Here is an 18,403-nt window from a genome sequence, read left to right as displayed (position 1 = left end):
GGATAGCATAAACTTTGGTTTATCTGAATCCATCTATTTTTTATTAATCTCTTTATGACTATTTTCCAAAGCCACCAAACCATTGGGTCACCGAATTCGACACATGACCATTAATTTCAGTGATTCCATAAGCCAAATTCTCAAAAACTCCAAACTGTAACAATAACAAGCTTAAGCAGGCAGCCACAGCATAATGCATCCATGAAGTTCTAGGAGCAGAACGACGTCTTACGCTTGTCGCTTTAATTGCTCGCTCTCTCCGCCCTGTTTCGAGCTGCTCGATATGGGCCATAACACCTGATGCAAGATCTGGAAAGTCCATCTGTTCATGCTGATATTCGCTGTCTGCTTCCATTTCTGACCATAGAGCTGACATTTCCTTCGCTTCCTCCAGCCACTCCGCGCAATCAGGACAGGATTGTATGTGCAACCGGATACTCAGCTCCATATCTGAAGACAGTAGACCGTCAATGTAATGTGGCATCCATTCCTTCACTATTGCACAATTCATCGCAATTCCTCCCTTTGTCTACGCATCATCTGTCTGGCACGATATAGCTGCGATTCGATCGTCTTAACGGATACACCTTTTTGCTCCGCTATCTCTTGATAAGAATTCCGCTGAAAATAGTACAGCTGTACGACCGACCGGTACGGTTCAGCAAGGCTGTTCACATTCTCACCCAATTCAGCTGATTGTTCCTGCTCTAGCACCTGTTGCTCAGGTGTTTGAGAAGTTACCCAATCATTCTCAGTGTAATCAGCTGCACTTCGATGCCTCCACTCCCTATCATTAGCGCGTTTCCAGTCCAGACAGGTTCGGTAGGCTATCCGATACAGCCAGGTCGAGAAGGAAGACTGTCCTCTGAAGGAGGGGAGCGCTTTATATGCTTTTATAAAAACCTCCTGGGCCATATCTTTGGCCGATTCGGCTTCCCCAGTAATCTTGACGCACACTCTGTATACCATGCCTTGATAACGTGTCACCAAATGCCCAAAGGCTTGATGCTCACCGTTCAGCACGGCTGATATCCATTCCGCCTCTTCCAGCTTTCTCCCCTCCTTCACCTTCATAACGTTAGACGCCGGACAAATCCACTTCCCTGCAACTTCATCAAATCTTTTTAAAAAAAATTTTGAAATATCTTTGAGAAGGGAATATATTGTTTTTTGTCGAATAATGTTTAATTACTATGACCAAACGAAAACTCTTTCTAATTATCGTGTTATTTCTTACCATACTTACTTGCTTTCGCTTCCTATGGATTTGGGCTTCGCCTCATGCTATACAACCACAATTAGTCAAAGGAGTACTCGATTTACGGAATAACGAATTGAATCAAGACAAGCTCCTTACCTTAAAAGGGCAATGGGAGTTCTATCCTAATACGTTGCTTCCCACTTTCAATAAAGAATCGCTAAATAATGCTACGCCTAAAAAATATATACAAGTTCCAGGTCAATGGAACGAAGCAATTAATAATGGCAAAAAAACGGCTTTCGGTTACGGTTCCTACCGGTTACGTATTCTTGTAGATAAAAATGAAAAGCAGTCTTACGGCATCCTCATATCCGGGGTTCGAACCTCTTCGAAAATTTATATCAATGGTGAACTGCTAGGAAGTTCAGGTTCTCCGTCTGCCGATAAGGAAGACTATATTCCTCATGTATTACCTTACTCCATATCGTTTACAACTGATGAGAGTGAGATTGAAATTGTCATTCATGCAGCCAACTACTCTTTAGCTCATACAGGTGGGATTTACAAACCCATTTTATTTGGCAACGAAAAAGCTTTAACACACCAGAGGATCGTTTCCATAGGCCTTCAGCTGTTATTATGTGTAGTACTTCTACTTCATGCAGTCTATGCAGCAATATTATATACCATTGGACCGCGGCAAAAGATGTTGATCTATTTTATTCTATTGGTAATTTCCGCTATAACTACTGTTCTCATTGATGATGACAAACTTTTGCTGCATATGCTTCCCTTAAACTACCAATGGAGCTTAAAACTATTAATCATATCTAATATTTTAGCTTTTATATTCATCTTACTAACAAGCAAGCAACTCATGTTCCAGAATTTAAAAATTAAAAGTGTCCGGATCCTGACCAGCTTATCTCTGGTACATATCCTTTTTATACTGCTCGGTCCCGTTGTCCGCTATTACGAATCGTATATACTTATTTTTTTCATCAATATATTCGTTCTATCATTAGAAGTTGTAGTTCTCTTTCTGAAATCTACTCTTAGAAACCACGATGGCTCTATTTTTCTATTGTTATCTATCTTAGCCATCGTTAACAGCACCCATTGGGGATTGTTCAAAAATTACGACCTGATCAACGTTACCTATTATCCTTTTGACCTCATTATTGCCTTTTTATGCTTTGCGACTTTTGGATTCAAACGCTATTTCTGGAATACTAAGCAGACTGAGAATCTGGCACAGAGCCTGCAAAGAACTGTTACACAAAAGGATAATTTCCTAGCTAATACCTCTCATGAGCTGAAAAACCCGCTACATAGCATCATAAATATTGCTGAGACCATCTTAGACAGTGAGAGAGAATCCTTAATGCTTGAGAACGCAAATAATCTAGAACTGCTAATTACCGTTGGAAGACGTATGTCGCTACTAATAAACGATCTACTAGATCAATCACAGCTTCGTGAGAGCAACATTCAATTGCAACTAAGAGATGTTCCCATTCAATCCGTAGCTGTTGGTGTGCTCGATATGCTCAAATTTCTAACGGAAGGTAAAAACATTACCTTAATCTCGGAAATCCCTGACTCCTTTCCTTCTGTTGTGGCAGATGAAAAAAGGCTCATCCAGATTTTGTTCAATCTGCTTCAAAATGCTGTTAAATATACGAGTACCGGCTCAGTGAGAGTCCATGCGGATATTCATAAAGGTTTGGCGCGCATCCATATTACAGATACTGGGATTGGGATGAACGAAGAAACACAGCTAAGAGCCTTTCAACCCTATGAGCAGGGTGACTCAAACAAGACAGCAATCAGTGGTGGAATCGGATTAGGCTTAAGCATTTGTAAACAACTGGTTGAACTTCACGGTGGAGAGATTAGCGTAAAATCTTCACTTGGCAAAGGCTCTACTTTTACTTTTACTATGCCTCTATCCGATACCAGCATCCAAAAATTCAATTCAGAGCCCCCAACAGTGACTGAATACAAGGACAAGCAATCCCAAATTACGCTATCCGAGATTGCCGCTACATCTACTTCATCAACGGATGGAAGAAGACCTAGGATTTTGGCTGTCGATGATGATCCCGTTAATCTGAAAATCCTTACTAGCGTACTGTCCATCAAAGACTATGAAATGGTTACGGTAACCAGTGGAATCGATGCTTTAATAAAGCTGGATACGGATCATTGGGATTTAATCATTACAGATGTAATGATGCCCCAGATGTCCGGCTATGAATTAACACAGAAAATTCATGATCGTTTTACCATAGCTGAGCTTCCTATTCTACTTCTAACCGCACGTAGCCAGCCGGAAGATATATACACAGGATTTGTTTCGGGTGCAAACGACTATGTAATGAAACCCATGAACGCTATGGAGCTAAGAGGAAGGGTACGTTCCTTAACAGACTTAAAGCAGTCCGTAAATGAACGGCTTCGTCTGGAAGCAGCGTATCTACAAGCGCAAATACAACCACATTTCTTATTTAATACATTAAATTCTATATCTGCACTGGCATCTTTTGATACAAAGCGTATGAGTCATCTAATTGATGCCTTTAGTTCTTATTTGCGCTTAAGCTTTAACTTTTTGAATGCTGAGCCGATGATACCGATTGAACACGAGCTTGAGCTTGTCCGTGCCTATCTGTACATAGAGAAAGAGCGCTTTGAAGACAGGATGACCATCAACTGGGATTTACCAGAGAACCTGCATTTTCAGTTACCACCCTTGACCATTCAGCCACTTGTTGAAAATGCCGTTAGACACGGTATATTAAGCCGCTCCAAAGGAGGTACGCTTACAATATCCATCAAAGAACTGGCTAATGATATTGAGATCACGATTGCTGATAACGGTAAAGGTATGACTGCCGAACAACTTCAACAACTACTGAGCAGTCAGTCTAATGTAACACAAGGGATTGGATTTCTTAATACACATAAGCGGTTGTTACGTGTCTACGCTACGGGTTTGCAAATTAAAAGCAAGGAAGGGCAAGGAACTTCAGTAAGTTTCATAATCCCTTCTGAAAAAAGAAATATGATTCGCAAAAATTCCTATTCACAGACAGACTAGAATGAACCGAAATAGAGGTAAGAGTTTATTGTTTTTTGCTAAAAATACTATGTTGAGTGGTGAAATAACAATGATTCAAGCAGTGTTGGTGGACGATGAACGGCTTGCCCTCGTAAAATTAGAATTCATGTTAAAAGAAATGGAAGCTATTCAAATCGTCGCATCCTATACAGATCCTGTCCAAGCCATACAAGAAACTCCAGCATTAGAGCCTGACGTTATTTTCATTGATATTGAAATGCCTGAAATAAGCGGTCTTCAGGCTGCCGCAATTCTGCAAGAGGTCTGTCCAAACGCAAATATAGTTTTCGTGACCGCGTATAACCAATATGCAGTGGAAGCCTTTGAATTAAACGCGATCGATTATATATTGAAGCCCGTACGACATGACCGGTTGCTCAAGACCGTACAACGCTTGGAGGACAGATTGAAGCTTGCTCCAAAAAGCACAAGGATAGCGCATGAAATAATGATTCGTTGTTTTCAATCGCTGCGCTTTGAACGAGGAGGACAGCCATTGAACAATCTCCGCTGGAGAACCTCTAAGGCTCAAGAATTGTTTGCTTTCTTGCTTCATAATCGCAACCGATTTGTCAGTAAAGACACCCTGATTGACCTACTATGGCCAGACTTCAACCTTAAAAAGGCTTCCACCCATCTCTATACAACCATTTATCAAGTAAGGCAATGCTTAAAGCAGAGTGAGGTGGACCTGCATATCAGCAACGTCAGTGGCGGTGAAGGGTATTCGCTTGAGACCGGTCCGCTTCTAATTGATGCAGCCCAGTGGGAGCACAACATTCTCACACTCGAAACTATCACAGAGGATAATTGTGCAGAACATCAAGCTTATTTGATCTTTATTCAGGAGATTATTTTGGAGATTACGATTATCTGTGGGCAGAGGGCGAACGACAACGCCTGCGCACCATTTGGCTGCACCATGCTATGGGGATGGCCCAGTTCTATATCGACAGCAGCAGAGTTCCTGAAGCTGTAACCGTGTATCAGAGGGTAGTACAGCTCCAGCCCTATTTTGAACAAGGACATTTAGGATTAATGAAGGTCTACGACAGTATCGGGGAACGTTCCGCTGTGGAAGAACAATACAAAATTCTCAAAGATCTATTAATAAGTGAACTCAGTATCGGACTCCCAGCCAGTGTTGAAGAGTGGTACGAACAATGGGAGCTCCATAACCTCAGAGTTCAATAAACAAGAATATACTTTCTGAACATAACAAAGACACCCGATACTATCTGGGTGTCTTTGTTATTACGATATATTATATGCCCTATTATCCTAATTCCGGTTGATCTACGAAGGTAACAGCGGTATCTGAAGTGCTGTGCAATTCAAAGATGACAATCTCATTGTCGCCTTGTTTCAATAGAAGACCTGGCACATACATTGTTTTCTGTGGTCCGATATTCCAATAGCGTCCAAGGTTAAACCCATTAATGAACACGACGCCTTTAGTCCATCCTTCCATGCTCAAGAAAGTATCACAAGGTTCATCCACAACCAAGGTGCTGCGGAAGAAGCTAGGTTCCACTTGCCTGAATAAACCTTCAAACTGCAGACCAGATAAATCCGTTAATGGCAACGTATAAGTCGTCCATTCCGACAGAAACTGCCGTCCATAACGCACCCCTTCGGTAATCCCTTTACAATCTCTCATAAAAGGACCATAGTTGACGCGTCCTAAATTCTCCACAAGTATACTAACATGCAGCCCTTCGGCCGGCACCTCGAACTCTAATTTCACCTCTGGCTCTACACGATCTAAGGTTGCAGTGAGCTCTCCATTCAGAAAGACTAATGCGCGATCATGTAAATCCTGGATGAAGAACTCGTCTTTGGGACGAGGTCCTGTAAGGAACGTACTATAATGAATAAAGCCATAATCCTGACCCAATTTCTCCATCGGTTCAGGGTATGCAGAGTGAATGGGTACAGAAATGCGATTCAAGTTTGCGGTAAGTGAAGTTTGCTCCTTCATCTCTACTCTCCCATATGCTCTCTTAGCAACAGGAGCTGGAAGCTCAATGGGCCCCAGATCTACATATTTGGAGATCACTTCACGAACTGCATAATATTTAGCTGTCGGCTCACCGGATTCACTCAATAAGGAATCATAGTCATAACTAGTTATTGTTGGTTCATAGCTGTCAAACGTATGTCCATTCGCTCCGTTGTAGAACCCAAAGTTGGTTCCGCCGTGGAACATATAGAAATTGACGGATGCGCCTAAACTAAGTATCTCATCCAATACCTTCGCTACATCCTCAGCCGGACGCGTATGATGCTCTTCACGCCAATGATCAAACCAACCGTTCCAGTATTCCATACACATGATTGGAGCCTCTGGTTGGTATTCACGGAGCTTGTTGAATGCTTCTACTGGACGTGATCCAAAGTTCACCGTCTCCAGCACACCTGGGACCATACCTCCCTGTAACATCGCGTCTTCAGGTCCATCGGAAGTGAATAGTAGTACATCTATCCCACGGGAAATCATGCTGTCTTTTAAATGAGTCAAATAGCGCTTGTCATTACCGTAACTTCCATACTCATTCTCAATCTGCATAGCAATGATCGGGCCGCCATTTGTACATAACAGTGGTTGTAATTTGGGGAGCAATACATCATAATACGCATCTACATGATCTAGAAATGGCTTATGGTAGCATCGAAGACGCATATCCGAATCAGCTAGCAACCAAGATGGCAGTCCACCAAATTCCCATTCTGCACAAATATAAGGTGCTGGACGAACGATGACATGCAGACCCAAATCTCCTGCCAATTCAATAAACCGGACTACATCTGCCATGCCTTCAAAATGAAATTGGCCTTTCTTCGGCTCGTGTAAATTCCATGCCACATAGGTTTCAACCGTATTTAAACCGCAAGCTTTTAATTTGATAAGACGGTCTTCCCAGTGTTCCGGTAGAGTCCGAAAATAATGGATGGCTCCTGAGATAAGCCGTATCGCCTGATCGTTATAATAAAAGGAAGATCCTGAATAATGAAAAGTCGCCATATTCACAACACCTCGTAATGGTATGATCACTTAAGTAGAATAACTTGCTATCGCTTGATTAATCCGCTCTCTTGCCTCTAAGAGCCATGTTCCATGATCCCTTGGGTATACAGAGAAGGTCAACGATGTACTCAGACCCTCTTCCATAATGGCTATCGTTGCTTTCTTGCCAATTTTCTGCTCAAGTAATTCTAATGCGCGCAAATCCTGTAACCCTTCATATAGAACTTCTAATCGAATGGATTCAATCGGGCCTTCTTCTCCCGGATAGACCAAGTAGGCATCTCCTGAGGGAAATGCATGCTCAGCGTCAGTCGTACGATAAGGGTCCAGTTGCTGATTCAATGAATATTGCGAGTACCAAAAGTTATAACCCCAATGCAAGAAGCCCTGTAATCCGAATTTATACAATTGAAACCCAATTATACGATTTCTAGCAGATGGCATGTTGAAAAACCGGTTGGATACTTGTTCACCTTGAGCGCAGCAATAGTACGTCCAAAGGTCTGGAACCTGATGTTCTAAGAACGGTTCAATATGCGTATTCGCAGGAATCGGCCTTTTCACCAGGCCCTGTTCATACAACTCCAATTCGGACAAAGCGTCCATGATCGGGTAACTTGATAAATGTTTATAAATGATCTCACTTGCAGCTCGGTACGATTCCAAATGTTCCTCTCCTGGTTCATCTGAAATATGGAACCAGCTTTGCTCGTCTATTCCCTGCTCTTTCAAATATTGATCTAAGCAAGGTAATAATTGATCCAAGAAACTACGGTATTCCGCCGAGGATGCGTCCGTATCCCAGCCGAATAGTTGCTGATCTTCACCTTGAATGGTTACCATTATTTTTGGTGCACATTTTGCACCCCATTGAGTAAATAAATGAGAGAACTCAAAGTATTTGAAGCCAAGTCGGCGGCACATCGATACCCAACGAGTAAGCAGATCAAATCCGAATTCATAACGATCTCCCGCTTTAGTCACGGATATCAATTGAACGGTTGGACGTACTCCACCAATGGCTGTATCCAAAGGCGGTGTAAACAACGGAGTTAAGATCATGTTCATACCATGCTTAACCATCGTATCTGCATAACGTTCTATAAGGGCCCAATGCGCTTCACTAAATATTTCGACACCATACTTTGTAGCAAGACAATCCACATGGAACCATTCCGTATGAATTAACTGTTGCGGCGGTAGTGTTGCAGGGATAACGGTTAACTCGAATACATCCGATTCACCTAACATCTGCCCTTCAGATGATTGGAAGAAGACCTGAATAGTGCGAAGCCCCGTACTCATTGTTTCATCCAAGGTTATAGTCACCCATAAAGATCGCCATTGTCCCGGGATCGATGAAATAGATTGTTGATCCAGCGTATACAATGGATCTGGATATAATCCCGGCCTAGTTCTTAGCACATCGTCATCATGATTTTTGAAACAAGGCATTTCTGAGGGAACAAGTCCAACGGATCTTATACATATTAAATCTGGAAGAGATGACTTTACCTCTACTTCAATATTCTTTAGAAGTGTATCTGAGGTATAAGCGACTTGGAACGAAAATGTTTCTCCAACAAGTGCGGTTGCACTGTGATAGGATTCATGATTCGGCACTTCATCAGCAAATACCTTAACCAACGAACTTAATAACATCGTCTGAAATGGCTGCGGAGCATTCATCGTTGCTTCACCTCTTCATCATTACAGACACTTTGTGCAAATTCTTTCAGAACAATACTGTTGCCCTCAATGCGAGATTGCTCTGCTGCAAAAGCCATAAGGTGACTTTGAACGGAATGATTGGCTGATGTAAGACCTTGAATCTTCCCTTCCGCTCGAACCAGCTTAACAAAATCTTTGATTAACCCCATATCGCCGCCGCCATGACCAACATGACCACCTGCATTCTCGAACGAGATTCTCTCTACCTTACCGCTGCCAAAATGGAGCACTTCAATTTCATTCTTCTCCATCGCACCGCGTATTTCTCCCGTGGTACCCATCAGCTTGAGGGTACGACTTACATCTTTGGTAAACGCACTCATTGTAAAAGCTATAGTTACGGAATTAGCAAATTCTAGATTTACCACTTGATGGTCGACGACATCATTATCACAATGATAGACACATCGTCCATAAGGTCCTTCCTGAAGAGCATTCAGGCGGGCTTCATAGCTTGGATCATCGCTAATTGCCGATGTAGGCCAATCCGTATCCTCCGTCAAATATTGATTAGGAGCATAATACAGACATTTATCTGCTGCTGGGCATCCATCTGTGCAACGTAGCGGGGCTCCTTCCGGTGCTTCACTAGATTTAAAATGGGACAGTGAGCCAAAGGAAGACACTCGAACACATTCTGAATCTGTCAACCAGGAAAGAATGTCCAGATCATGACAGGACTTAGCGAGAATCATCGGACTGGACTCATCCTTTTTGCGCCAATTTCCTCTTACGAAGCTATGAGCTTGATGCCAGTAACCCACGTTCTCATTATGTTGAATGGACATCAATTGTCCGATCGCACCACTTTCCAGCAGTTCCTTGATCGTAGAGAAGAAATTGGTATATCTCAATACATGGCATATCGAGAAGACACGATTCACTTTAGAGGCCATTTCCCCCATAAGTACACATTCCTTGGCATCAGGGGACATCGGTTTTTCTAATAGTACATGATACCCTGCCTCCAGTGCTTTCATTGTCGGCACATAATGCTGATTGTCTTGGGTACAGATAAATACCGCATCTGCTACTTTCGGGGAGGCAAAAAAATCATCCCAATGGGTAAAGCACACGTCATCAGCCAGCTTATGTCTTTCCTTAAATTTATTTCTCCGCTTCGCATTCGGCTCTGCAACAGCTACAACTTGAAGCTCATTGGGGTGCTGAATCGCATATTCTGAATAATTAATTCCTCGCAGGCCCGCTCCAATTAAAGCAACAGTAACTTTCTTCATCGCAATCTGCTCCTTCATATGAGACTTTATGCTATGTCTGTACTCTATTTCTTTATTCTTTAACACTACCAACCGTCATTCCTTTTACGAAATACCTTTGTAAGAATGGATACACTACCATAATTGGCAATGCGCCCATGAATATTTGCGCCGTTCGGATCGTCTTCTCACTCAGGTTCTCCATCACCTTGAGCTGCTCAATGGACATCGATGACATCTGGGCATTGATAGACATAATCAAGGTAGAAAGATAGGTCTGTAGCGGATAATGCTCAGGTGAATTCAGGTAAAGGATACCGTCAAACCAAGCGTTCCAATGCCCAACTATGGTGAATAACCCAATCGTTGCGATGGATGGAAGGGATATCGGTAAATAAATTTGCCAAAGTACTCTCCAATGTCCGGCACCATCAATCGTAGCCGCTTCATCCAATTCTCTTGGAATAGATCTGAAGAAGTTAAGCATCAGAACCATATTCCATACATTCAATGCACCTGGTAAGATAAGCGCCCAAATGGAATCGATTAAGCCTGTATTTTTCACTACGATATACGTCGGAATTAAACCGCCTCCAAAAAACATCGTAATCGCGAATATCCATACATATACGGTTCTAAATTTAAACTGATCATTCGATTTGGACAGTGGAAAAGCAGTAATAAATACTAGAAACAAGTTAACTACTGAACCGAGCACTACTCGTTTTACGGAGACTCCCAAGGAACGAAAGAACTCTACCTTTTCTCCTAAATATACATAAGCATCCCAGGAAAAGCCGACGGGCCAAAGCTTCACTTCTCCAGCCATCGCAGCTGTATTCGAGCTAAGTGAGATGGAGAGTAAGTGTACAAATGGGATAATGCCGAGTATGGTAATGAAAGTTAACAACAGCGTATTGAACACGATAAATAACTTTCTGCTGGATGATTGTTTATGTAGCACCATCTCCACCTCCTAGAATATGCGGTAATTGTTAAATTTGTAAGCTGCATAGTAAGTTGTTGATACCATAAATAAAGATATTATCGATTTAAAGAGACCCACTGCTGCCGCAGGTCCAAATTGTTGGCTGAACATCCCCAATCGATAGACAAATGTATCTATTATATCTGCGCCTGCATATACAGTCGGGTTATACATAATCAATATCTGCTCAAAACCTGCATTAAGAATACCACCGAGACCTAATACACTAAGTAAAATAATAATCGGTGCTATACCTGGAAGCGTAATGTTAAGCATTTGCTTCCATTTCCCTGCACCATCTACCTCTGCCGCTTCATACAGCGTCGCATTAATTCCTGTGATGGCAGCAAGCATGATGATCATATTGTAGCCCATGCCTTTCCAGACATCCGAGCCAATGATAATCCCCCTGAACCAACCATTATCAAGCATGAACATGATAGGTTCTAAGCCCATAGAGGAAATTAAGCCATTAATAGGTCCATTCAGAGAGAATAATTCAATAATGACACCCCCAAGGACGGTCCATGAAAGGAAGAACGGGAGGAAAATGGCAGATTGAATAAAACCTGCGAACCATTTCTTAGTAAGCTCATTTAATAATAAAGCTAGAATGAGCGGGACAAGCAGAGACAATACCATTTTGATGATGGCTATAACTAGCGTATTCCAAAGTACTTGCTTAAAATCCGGTAAATTAAATACATAACGGAAGTTATCTAATCCCACAAAATCGGATTTAAAAAAACCGGATAACGGCTCAAACTGTTGAAACGCCATAACCAGGCCGGCCATCGGTCCGTAGGCATAAATCAGTGTAACAATCACACCCGGTATTAACATGATATGAAGCGGAAATTCTTTCTTGAGTGATTTCATAGATGCCCTCCTCACCAACTTACTCATTTTAAAAACGGGAGGTGAGTCGTCTCACCCGACTCACCTCACCCGCTTTCTTGTTCCTATGATTTATTTCGTAGCTTCCGTGCTATACCATTCATTGACCTCATCGATAATTTCATTACCGCCAAGTGCCTTCCAGCTATCCACGAATTTATCGAAATCATCAAGAGAACCGCCCATGATAATCTTGGTAAAGGACTCTTGCATCAACTTATCCAGCTGACCACCCTTTTCCACTACTGTTGGTGTAGGAAGACCGTAAAACTCGTTGTATACAAATTGTTGATTTTCTTTAATTTGTCGTGTTAAGCCCCAGCCACCGTCTTTTGCAGCCCGGCTATAATATTGACCCCAGTTTACACCTTTGGTAGCGTTAGATGTGTCGCCTGCTAGGAAGTCCTTAGTCGCTTTGAAAGTATCCGCAACGGTCTTATAATTTGCATCGTCTATTGTAATTTCAGTCTGATTAGCATCGAGCGCTTTGTTTACTTCCCTGTAAATCGTATCAATATCAACAGGGTTAGCAATCCGTGGGTTAAACCAGTTGTATACATAGCCATCTGCCGCTTTGTTCTTATCCTTGTATTTCTTATTACCAACTTCAATGTAGAAATTGAGCATCTTAATCGCTGCTTCTGGGTTCTTCATCTTTTTGTTCACAACGAAAATTTTATTGCTGCGGATTTTTGGAACAAGTGATTTAGCTGGACCATCAATCCCTGGAAGTTGAATTGCAATCCAATCCGCCTTTGGATCTTTGTCTACGTTGGAGTTAAGCGGCCAGTTCGGATACCACCACTCTCCGTAGGAAATACCCACTTTACCTGCTGTCAGATCTTCTACAGCCTTATTCTCATCCTTTAGTGCAAACTCTTTATCAATAATTCCATCTTTATACCATGCTTGTAGCTTGCCAAGTGCAGTCTTCACTTCAGGCTGAATCAATCCCGGTAACAATTTGCCATCGCCGCCTTTAATCCAAGCCGATTGTTTATCACCAACGGAAGGATAAGCACCGAATCCATTAAAGAAACCTCTGACATCAAATCCCCAAAAGAAGAGATTCTTTTGCATGGCGATACCATAGGTGTCATTCTTACCATTCTGATCTGGATCATTATGTGTGAATGCTTGTGCAACTTTCTCAAGCTCATCGATCGTCTTTGGTGCCTGTAATCCTAGATTATTAAGCCAATCTTGACGAACCCATAGCAGCTGCGTAGATAAGAAGGGATCTTCAAATGCAGGAATACCTAATTGCTTACCATCCGCACTGAACGTTTTCATCGCGAATCCACCATCGGAGTCCATATAAGCCTTAAGAGCTGGTGACGCATATTGTGCATAAGCATCTGTCAGATCAGCAAGCATATCTTGCTTTTTAAGTTTCTCATAGTTCTTCTGATCAACTTCTATCACATCGGGTAGATCCCCCGATGCCATGGCAAGCGAGAACTTCTGCTCAAACTGGGCAGAGGGAACGGTCCATTTGTATTTCACTTCAATATTCATCATCTCTTTGAGATCTTTCAGGTAGGCATTTTGTTCCGGTGTTATTCCGCTTGGGGTTCTTGGATCTTCTGGTGGATTATATCCTAGTATTTCTGTAACAGTGACCGTTTCCGGATATTTCCCTAGTGGATCAGGTGCTGTGGCGCTGTCTGTCGCACTATTCGTAGTGTCTTCCTTAGGCGTAGTTGGTGCATTCGTATTTCCATTCCCTTGACTTCCACACGCTGACAATAATGAAAGAATCATCGTTACTGACAAAATCATTTTCCATGGTCCCATTTTTTTCATCTGAACGCTTCCCCCCTTTGTTTGCTGCAATTCTTGTTGTGAATCAGTGTTCCTAGTTATTATTTTAGTCACACGGGAAACCGCTTTCAATTTCACTTTTTTTACATCACTTTCACTTTATTTACTTATTTTGAATTTCGATATTCCTGTGGAGATAAACCCATTTTCCGTTTGAAGAATGTTGTAAAGTAGGATGGTGATTCAAAACCTACCCGGATGGCGATTTCATTTAATTTCAGAGTTGTATTCTTCATCAGCTGCAGAGCAACATGCAGCTTCGTCGACTGGATATACTCTAATAAATTTTGACCTGTCGTCTGTTTATAATAACGAGATAAATAGGACGGATTAAGATGCACCTCTGCAGCAATTGAGGTAAGCGATAAATCTCCAGATAGGTTCTCCTGCACAAATTGGTGAATTTGTTCAATGATTAGCGTCTTGAAATCATCCTGCTCGATTCCTCCAGCTTTGTGCATCGTATCCTCAAGTTGACTTAGTTTCTCAAGGTCTAGGATAAGCATATGCTGACCTAATAAAGCTCTCTTAAGAATCATGGAGCGTACTGCTTCAACTTGAAGATGGATCGATTCCCAATGGTTAAGTAAATCCCCCGATATTCCGAATGAAACGCAGACACTTAGCAGCTCATCACACTCATTCTGTACAGGTTCTAATATCCCTCTCATATAAGCAACGATTCCAGGCCAATTCACTCCTTGATCTGGATAGTTACTACGAAAGCGATTCAGCAACCCTTCATCTGGTTGAAGCAGCCATATGAATACACGATCATCATAAATCACTTCTTCACATGCAATAGATGCAGGCAGGTGATCATGGAAAATACGCTGAACAGACGGAGGCATTTTAAATTTAGGATCATCTAGTCGATCCAAGATACCCACAAGAAAGAACGAAGGACGATCTAATGCAATGCCGAACTCTACATCCTTGTAACGTGCATTATTGAGTATAGAAGTGATAGACTCCCCGCTTAGCACCCGCTCCATCAGCTCTCTCTTTAGGAAGGAACTAGCGATTTGATAGTGCATTTGTGTCTTCTCCAATTGAAGTCTACGACGGTTCTCCTCGTCTAGCTTGTCGACTGCTGCCTTCACAGCTTGGAAAATAGGTTCAATTCCTTCCGTTTTCAGAATGTAATTGTCCACATTCTTACGGATCGCTTCGTATACATAATCAAATTCACTGTATCCTGTAAGGAAAATCACTCGGCATAATGGCCAATAATAGACGATTTCGTCCACGAGCTGGAGACCATTCTTCTGAGGCATACGAATATCGCTAACTAAAATATCCAATTTCGTTTTCTTAGCAATTTCAAGAGCTTCGCTTGAGGAGTAAGCTTTTCGTATATCCAGTTCAAATTCTGAGTTATCCTGAAACAGTTGGACTAATCCATTCACAATCACAGGCTCGTCATCTACGATTAGTAATCTATACATAATCACACTTCCTTACTCTCATATTTAACTATCAGTTCTACCCTCAATCCTCCGTATTTGCTGCGTGATACAAACAAGCCACTATCTGGTCCGTACTTCAATTGGAGTCTATTATTAACGTTGATTAATCCCGTCTTCTCAACTTGTTTCAGACCCATCGCAAGTTTCTTCTGCAAGTACTCTATTTCCTCATCTTTTAAAAGATTGCCGTTATCTTCAATCGTGATAATTACTATTCCCTCTTCGCATTTGGCACCAATATAAACAATCCCGTGTCGGGAGTCGTCTTCGAAAGCATGCTCGAACACATTCTCAACAATCGGCTGAATAATTAGCCTCGGTACTAAAATTGCATTCGCCAAAACGGGTATTTCTTCATATTCAAAAGAAATACGATTCGAGAAGCGAATACACTGAATTTCACAATAATCAAGCGCATGCTGATACTCCTTAAAGAAAGGCACCTCGTCCGATCCACTTCTCGTGATGTATTGATAGTAGCTCCCTAGCTTTTGTGAGAGCTCAGCCGCACTATCGGAATCTCCTACTTTACACATCATGTAAATATTAAAGAAGCTGTTATAGAGAAAATGCGGGTTAATCTGTGACTGCAATTGCTTCAACTGCGAATGCTGCAGGGCAATCTTCTGCTCATAATTCTCCTCAATAGAACGCTTAAGTCTAGAAGCCATGCGATTAAAACTATTAAAAATATAGTAAAACTCATCTTTGGTCTTTGACTCGATGACTAAATCAAGATTATCCGTTTCTACCATACGGAATGTCTTAACCAATTTGGATAAGGGCCTATGAATCATTAGATTTACCGAATAAGAATAAAGTATCATTACCACAATAGCGATGACGAAAGAGGCATATAGTAGTGTGTTAAATTGGCTTAAGGGCCTTGTGATTTCATTCTGATTCACGTACATAATCAAGGATAGATTCAAAGAACTGATAAAGTTATGGGCAATAAAGTAACTTTTACCGTTCACCTTGTTTATTTCTGGGATATCGGAATTAAACTGATCCTGTTTGGTGATGAGCTTAAGGACCTCAGTAGATACTAACTGATCGTCTGTAGTAGATAGAATATTGCCCAGCTCATTACTTCCCAGAAATACCTCCGATTCTTGATATAAGGTTGCGATTTGATTCAGTGCCTCCAATAGCTTTCCTTTTGAGATTTCAATATAAGACCAAAGCTCCGCATTATCTCCTGTTTCTATAAGGAAAATCGCATCACCGCTCCGATAGAATGAAGGCTTCTGCTTAACGTTAAGTAACGAGGAAATTTTTTCGTACTCCATATTAGGAATAGGCGTGATCCCCGTCTTACCAGAAATCGTTTTGCCCAGAGACTTAACATATACCCCGGCGTTAACCACGTATTCGCTTGAGGCAATGATCCGATTCAATAGATCTTCAGCATTACCGATTAATTCTACCTCTTCATACTTTTCTAAACTTTCACCTCGAAAACTAAGCTTCTGTATGTTTTTATCTTCTTGAAATTGTAATTGTTGATTGCGGATGAAATATATCTCTTTATCCAGTTGCTTGGAATAGAATGACGCCCCAGCCAGGGATGAGTCCAAAATCGTATTTTTGGTGAATGACATCCCCTTATAATTCACCCAAATATTCATCGATATGAGCGGAATCAAAAAGACGATAAAAACGATGACAACTTTCTGATAGACGAACCATTTTACTTTTCCCGTAGCCAGCAGCTTCATTCTCTACCTCCGTATCTACTCATTTTGAGCCCTTAAAGCTATAAAAAAGACCCGTAAAGTAGTCCTTTCCTCAAGGGAGGATTTTACGGGTAATGACTATTCTTTTAATTATAGATAGACTATCATCATGTCATGCTAAGAAGACTTTCATCCCATCATAGGAAATGATGAAATTCTCCTCTGCTGTATTCTTAACTAAAGTATCGTGCAACTCTGCGCTGTAATGAGAGAAATGAGTGAGAATAAATGATGTACTAGTATCACAGCTTTTTTGTTCAAGCAAACGTTCTCTTACAATCCGACATCCGGAGATCCCCATATGATAATCATATCTATCTTCTAGCCCATAATTACAATCTAGACTAACAACGTCCAGGTGTTTATCACGGAGATAATTGAAGGTTGCATCACTGAATACACCACTATCATTGCCGTATAAGAATCTTGTGTTATTCTGCTCAAGTAAATAGATAAAGCTATGTTCATCCGGCTTGTGATGGGCTGGCAATGCGGTTACTGTCACTTCTCCTAAAGTGAAGGGCATGAAAGGCTGTATGATATGAAACTCGTAAAAAGGATCTTCAATCTTATCGGTTCCATAATCATAGCGCAGAGCTGACTTCATCGTTTCTTCTACCGTTTCATTTCCGTAAATATGTAGTTTTTTTCCACTCTCCTGCAGCTGACAATACCAATGCTCATGCCTCATCATGAGCTCTGCTGCTGCAAAATGATCAGTATGCGAATGCGTAACAATCAAATGATTAACTTTCCCCAAATCCAATTTGTAACGAAGCTTATTCATATACATGTCAGGTGAGAAATCCAGCAGCAAATCAGAGTTAATAAGCGCTCCTGTACGAGCGCGAATATTCTTGCCACCAAGCTCCATCGCCATAGAGCAACGTTCACATTGACAAAATAAAGCTGGATAACCCTCACTTGCTCCAGTTCCTAAATACATAAATTCCATGGTATCATCTCCCAGCGCATTTTATGATAGCGCTTACTATTTAGTAAAAATAGATATAAGCTAAATAGTGTCGCTGGCGCTACATTACGAATAATGAGCGAAAATCCCATTTTCGTCAAGGTTCACTTTGTTGGGAGTTAGGTAGCTCATCCGACTGGCACAGCCTCAAATTCAGTTCGTGTACTTTGGTCCTTGTGTTTGAGCAGGCTGTACGTTAGAGCGTGGAGATG

14 protein-coding genes are annotated in these 18,403 nt (G+C 41.5%); 3 read left to right on the top strand and 11 right to left on the bottom strand.

The genetic code is table 11. The features are described 5' to 3' along the window. Positions 1–58 precede the first annotated feature (58 nt). Both NSU15_RS06800 and NSU15_RS06795 read right to left on the bottom strand, forming a co-directional pair. Positions 59–511 (bottom strand): zf-HC2 domain-containing protein, encoded by a 453-nt coding sequence (locus NSU15_RS06800; RefSeq protein WP_076119969.1) that lies wholly within the window; start codon positions 509–511, stop codon positions 59–61. Then, entirely contained in the window at positions 508–1,074 is a 567-nt protein-coding gene (locus tag NSU15_RS06795) for an RNA polymerase sigma factor (RefSeq protein ID WP_076119970.1), read from the bottom strand. The genes NSU15_RS06800 and NSU15_RS06795 overlap by 4 nt, the downstream gene beginning before the upstream one ends. A gap of 119 nt (positions 1,075–1,193) precedes the next feature. On the opposite strand from NSU15_RS06795, the gene NSU15_RS06790 reads away from it, so the two are divergent. The 3 genes from NSU15_RS06790 (at position 1,194) to NSU15_RS06780 (ending at position 5,519) form a co-directional block, all read left to right on the top strand. After that, complete coding sequence (locus tag NSU15_RS06790; protein ID WP_339289698.1) at positions 1,194–4,304, top strand: ATP-binding protein; 3,111 nt, start codon at positions 1,194–1,196, stop codon at positions 4,302–4,304. Between the two features lie 70 nt (positions 4,305–4,374). Beyond that, positions 4,375–5,304 (top strand): response regulator, encoded by a 930-nt coding sequence (locus tag NSU15_RS06785; RefSeq protein WP_339289696.1) that lies wholly within the window; start codon positions 4,375–4,377, stop codon positions 5,302–5,304. Continuing rightward, positions 5,199–5,519, top strand: coding sequence for a BTAD domain-containing putative transcriptional regulator (locus NSU15_RS06780; protein WP_339291272.1), 321 nt, complete (start codon positions 5,199–5,201; stop codon positions 5,517–5,519). The genes NSU15_RS06785 and NSU15_RS06780 overlap by 106 nt, the downstream gene beginning before the upstream one ends. Before the next feature lie 82 nt (positions 5,520–5,601). On the opposite strand, the gene NSU15_RS06775 is transcribed toward NSU15_RS06780, so the two are convergent. The 9 genes from NSU15_RS06775 to NSU15_RS06735 form a co-directional block, all read right to left on the bottom strand. Continuing rightward, positions 5,602–7,350, bottom strand: a complete 1,749-nt coding sequence (locus tag NSU15_RS06775; protein ID WP_339289695.1) for a beta-galactosidase family protein — start codon at positions 7,348–7,350, stop codon at positions 5,602–5,604. Positions 7,351–7,380: 30 nt separating this feature from the next. Continuing rightward, positions 7,381–9,042 (bottom strand): DUF4091 domain-containing protein, encoded by a 1,662-nt coding sequence (locus tag NSU15_RS06770; RefSeq protein ID WP_339289693.1) that lies wholly within the window; start codon positions 9,040–9,042, stop codon positions 7,381–7,383. After that, positions 9,039–10,322, bottom strand: coding sequence for a Gfo/Idh/MocA family oxidoreductase (locus NSU15_RS06765; protein ID WP_339289692.1), 1,284 nt, complete (start codon positions 10,320–10,322; stop codon positions 9,039–9,041). The genes NSU15_RS06770 and NSU15_RS06765 overlap by 4 nt, the downstream gene beginning before the upstream one ends. A gap of 52 nt (positions 10,323–10,374) precedes the next feature. Then, positions 10,375–11,268, bottom strand: a complete 894-nt coding sequence (locus NSU15_RS06760; protein ID WP_060625478.1) for a carbohydrate ABC transporter permease — start codon at positions 11,266–11,268, stop codon at positions 10,375–10,377. Between the two features lie 9 nt (positions 11,269–11,277). After that, the gene (locus NSU15_RS06755) at positions 11,278–12,168 is read right to left on the bottom strand and encodes an ABC transporter permease subunit (protein WP_339289690.1); all 891 of its coding nucleotides are present in this window, start codon (positions 12,166–12,168) and stop codon (positions 11,278–11,280) included. A gap of 90 nt (positions 12,169–12,258) precedes the next feature. Next, on the bottom strand, positions 12,259–13,992 hold the full coding sequence (locus NSU15_RS06750; RefSeq protein WP_339289689.1) for an extracellular solute-binding protein: 1,734 nt from the start codon (positions 13,990–13,992) through the stop codon (positions 12,259–12,261). Positions 13,993–14,117: 125 nt separating this feature from the next. After that, positions 14,118–15,458, bottom strand: a complete 1,341-nt coding sequence (locus tag NSU15_RS06745) for a helix-turn-helix domain-containing protein (RefSeq protein ID WP_339289688.1) — start codon at positions 15,456–15,458, stop codon at positions 14,118–14,120. 2 nt (positions 15,459–15,460) lie between these two features. Then, positions 15,461–17,200, bottom strand: coding sequence for a histidine kinase (locus tag NSU15_RS06740; protein ID WP_339289686.1), 1,740 nt, complete (start codon positions 17,198–17,200; stop codon positions 15,461–15,463). Positions 17,201–17,330: 130 nt separating this feature from the next. Further along, the gene (locus tag NSU15_RS06735; protein ID WP_339289685.1) at positions 17,331–18,173 is read right to left on the bottom strand and encodes an MBL fold metallo-hydrolase; all 843 of its coding nucleotides are present in this window, start codon (positions 18,171–18,173) and stop codon (positions 17,331–17,333) included. Between the last annotated feature and the right edge of the window lie 230 nt (positions 18,174–18,403).

The sequence above is a fragment of the Paenibacillus sp. FSL E2-0201 genome, from assembly GCF_037963325.1.
Lineage (GTDB): Bacteria > Bacillota > Bacilli > Paenibacillales > Paenibacillaceae > Paenibacillus_AQ.
This window is presented reverse-complemented; position numbering and strand designations above follow the sequence as displayed.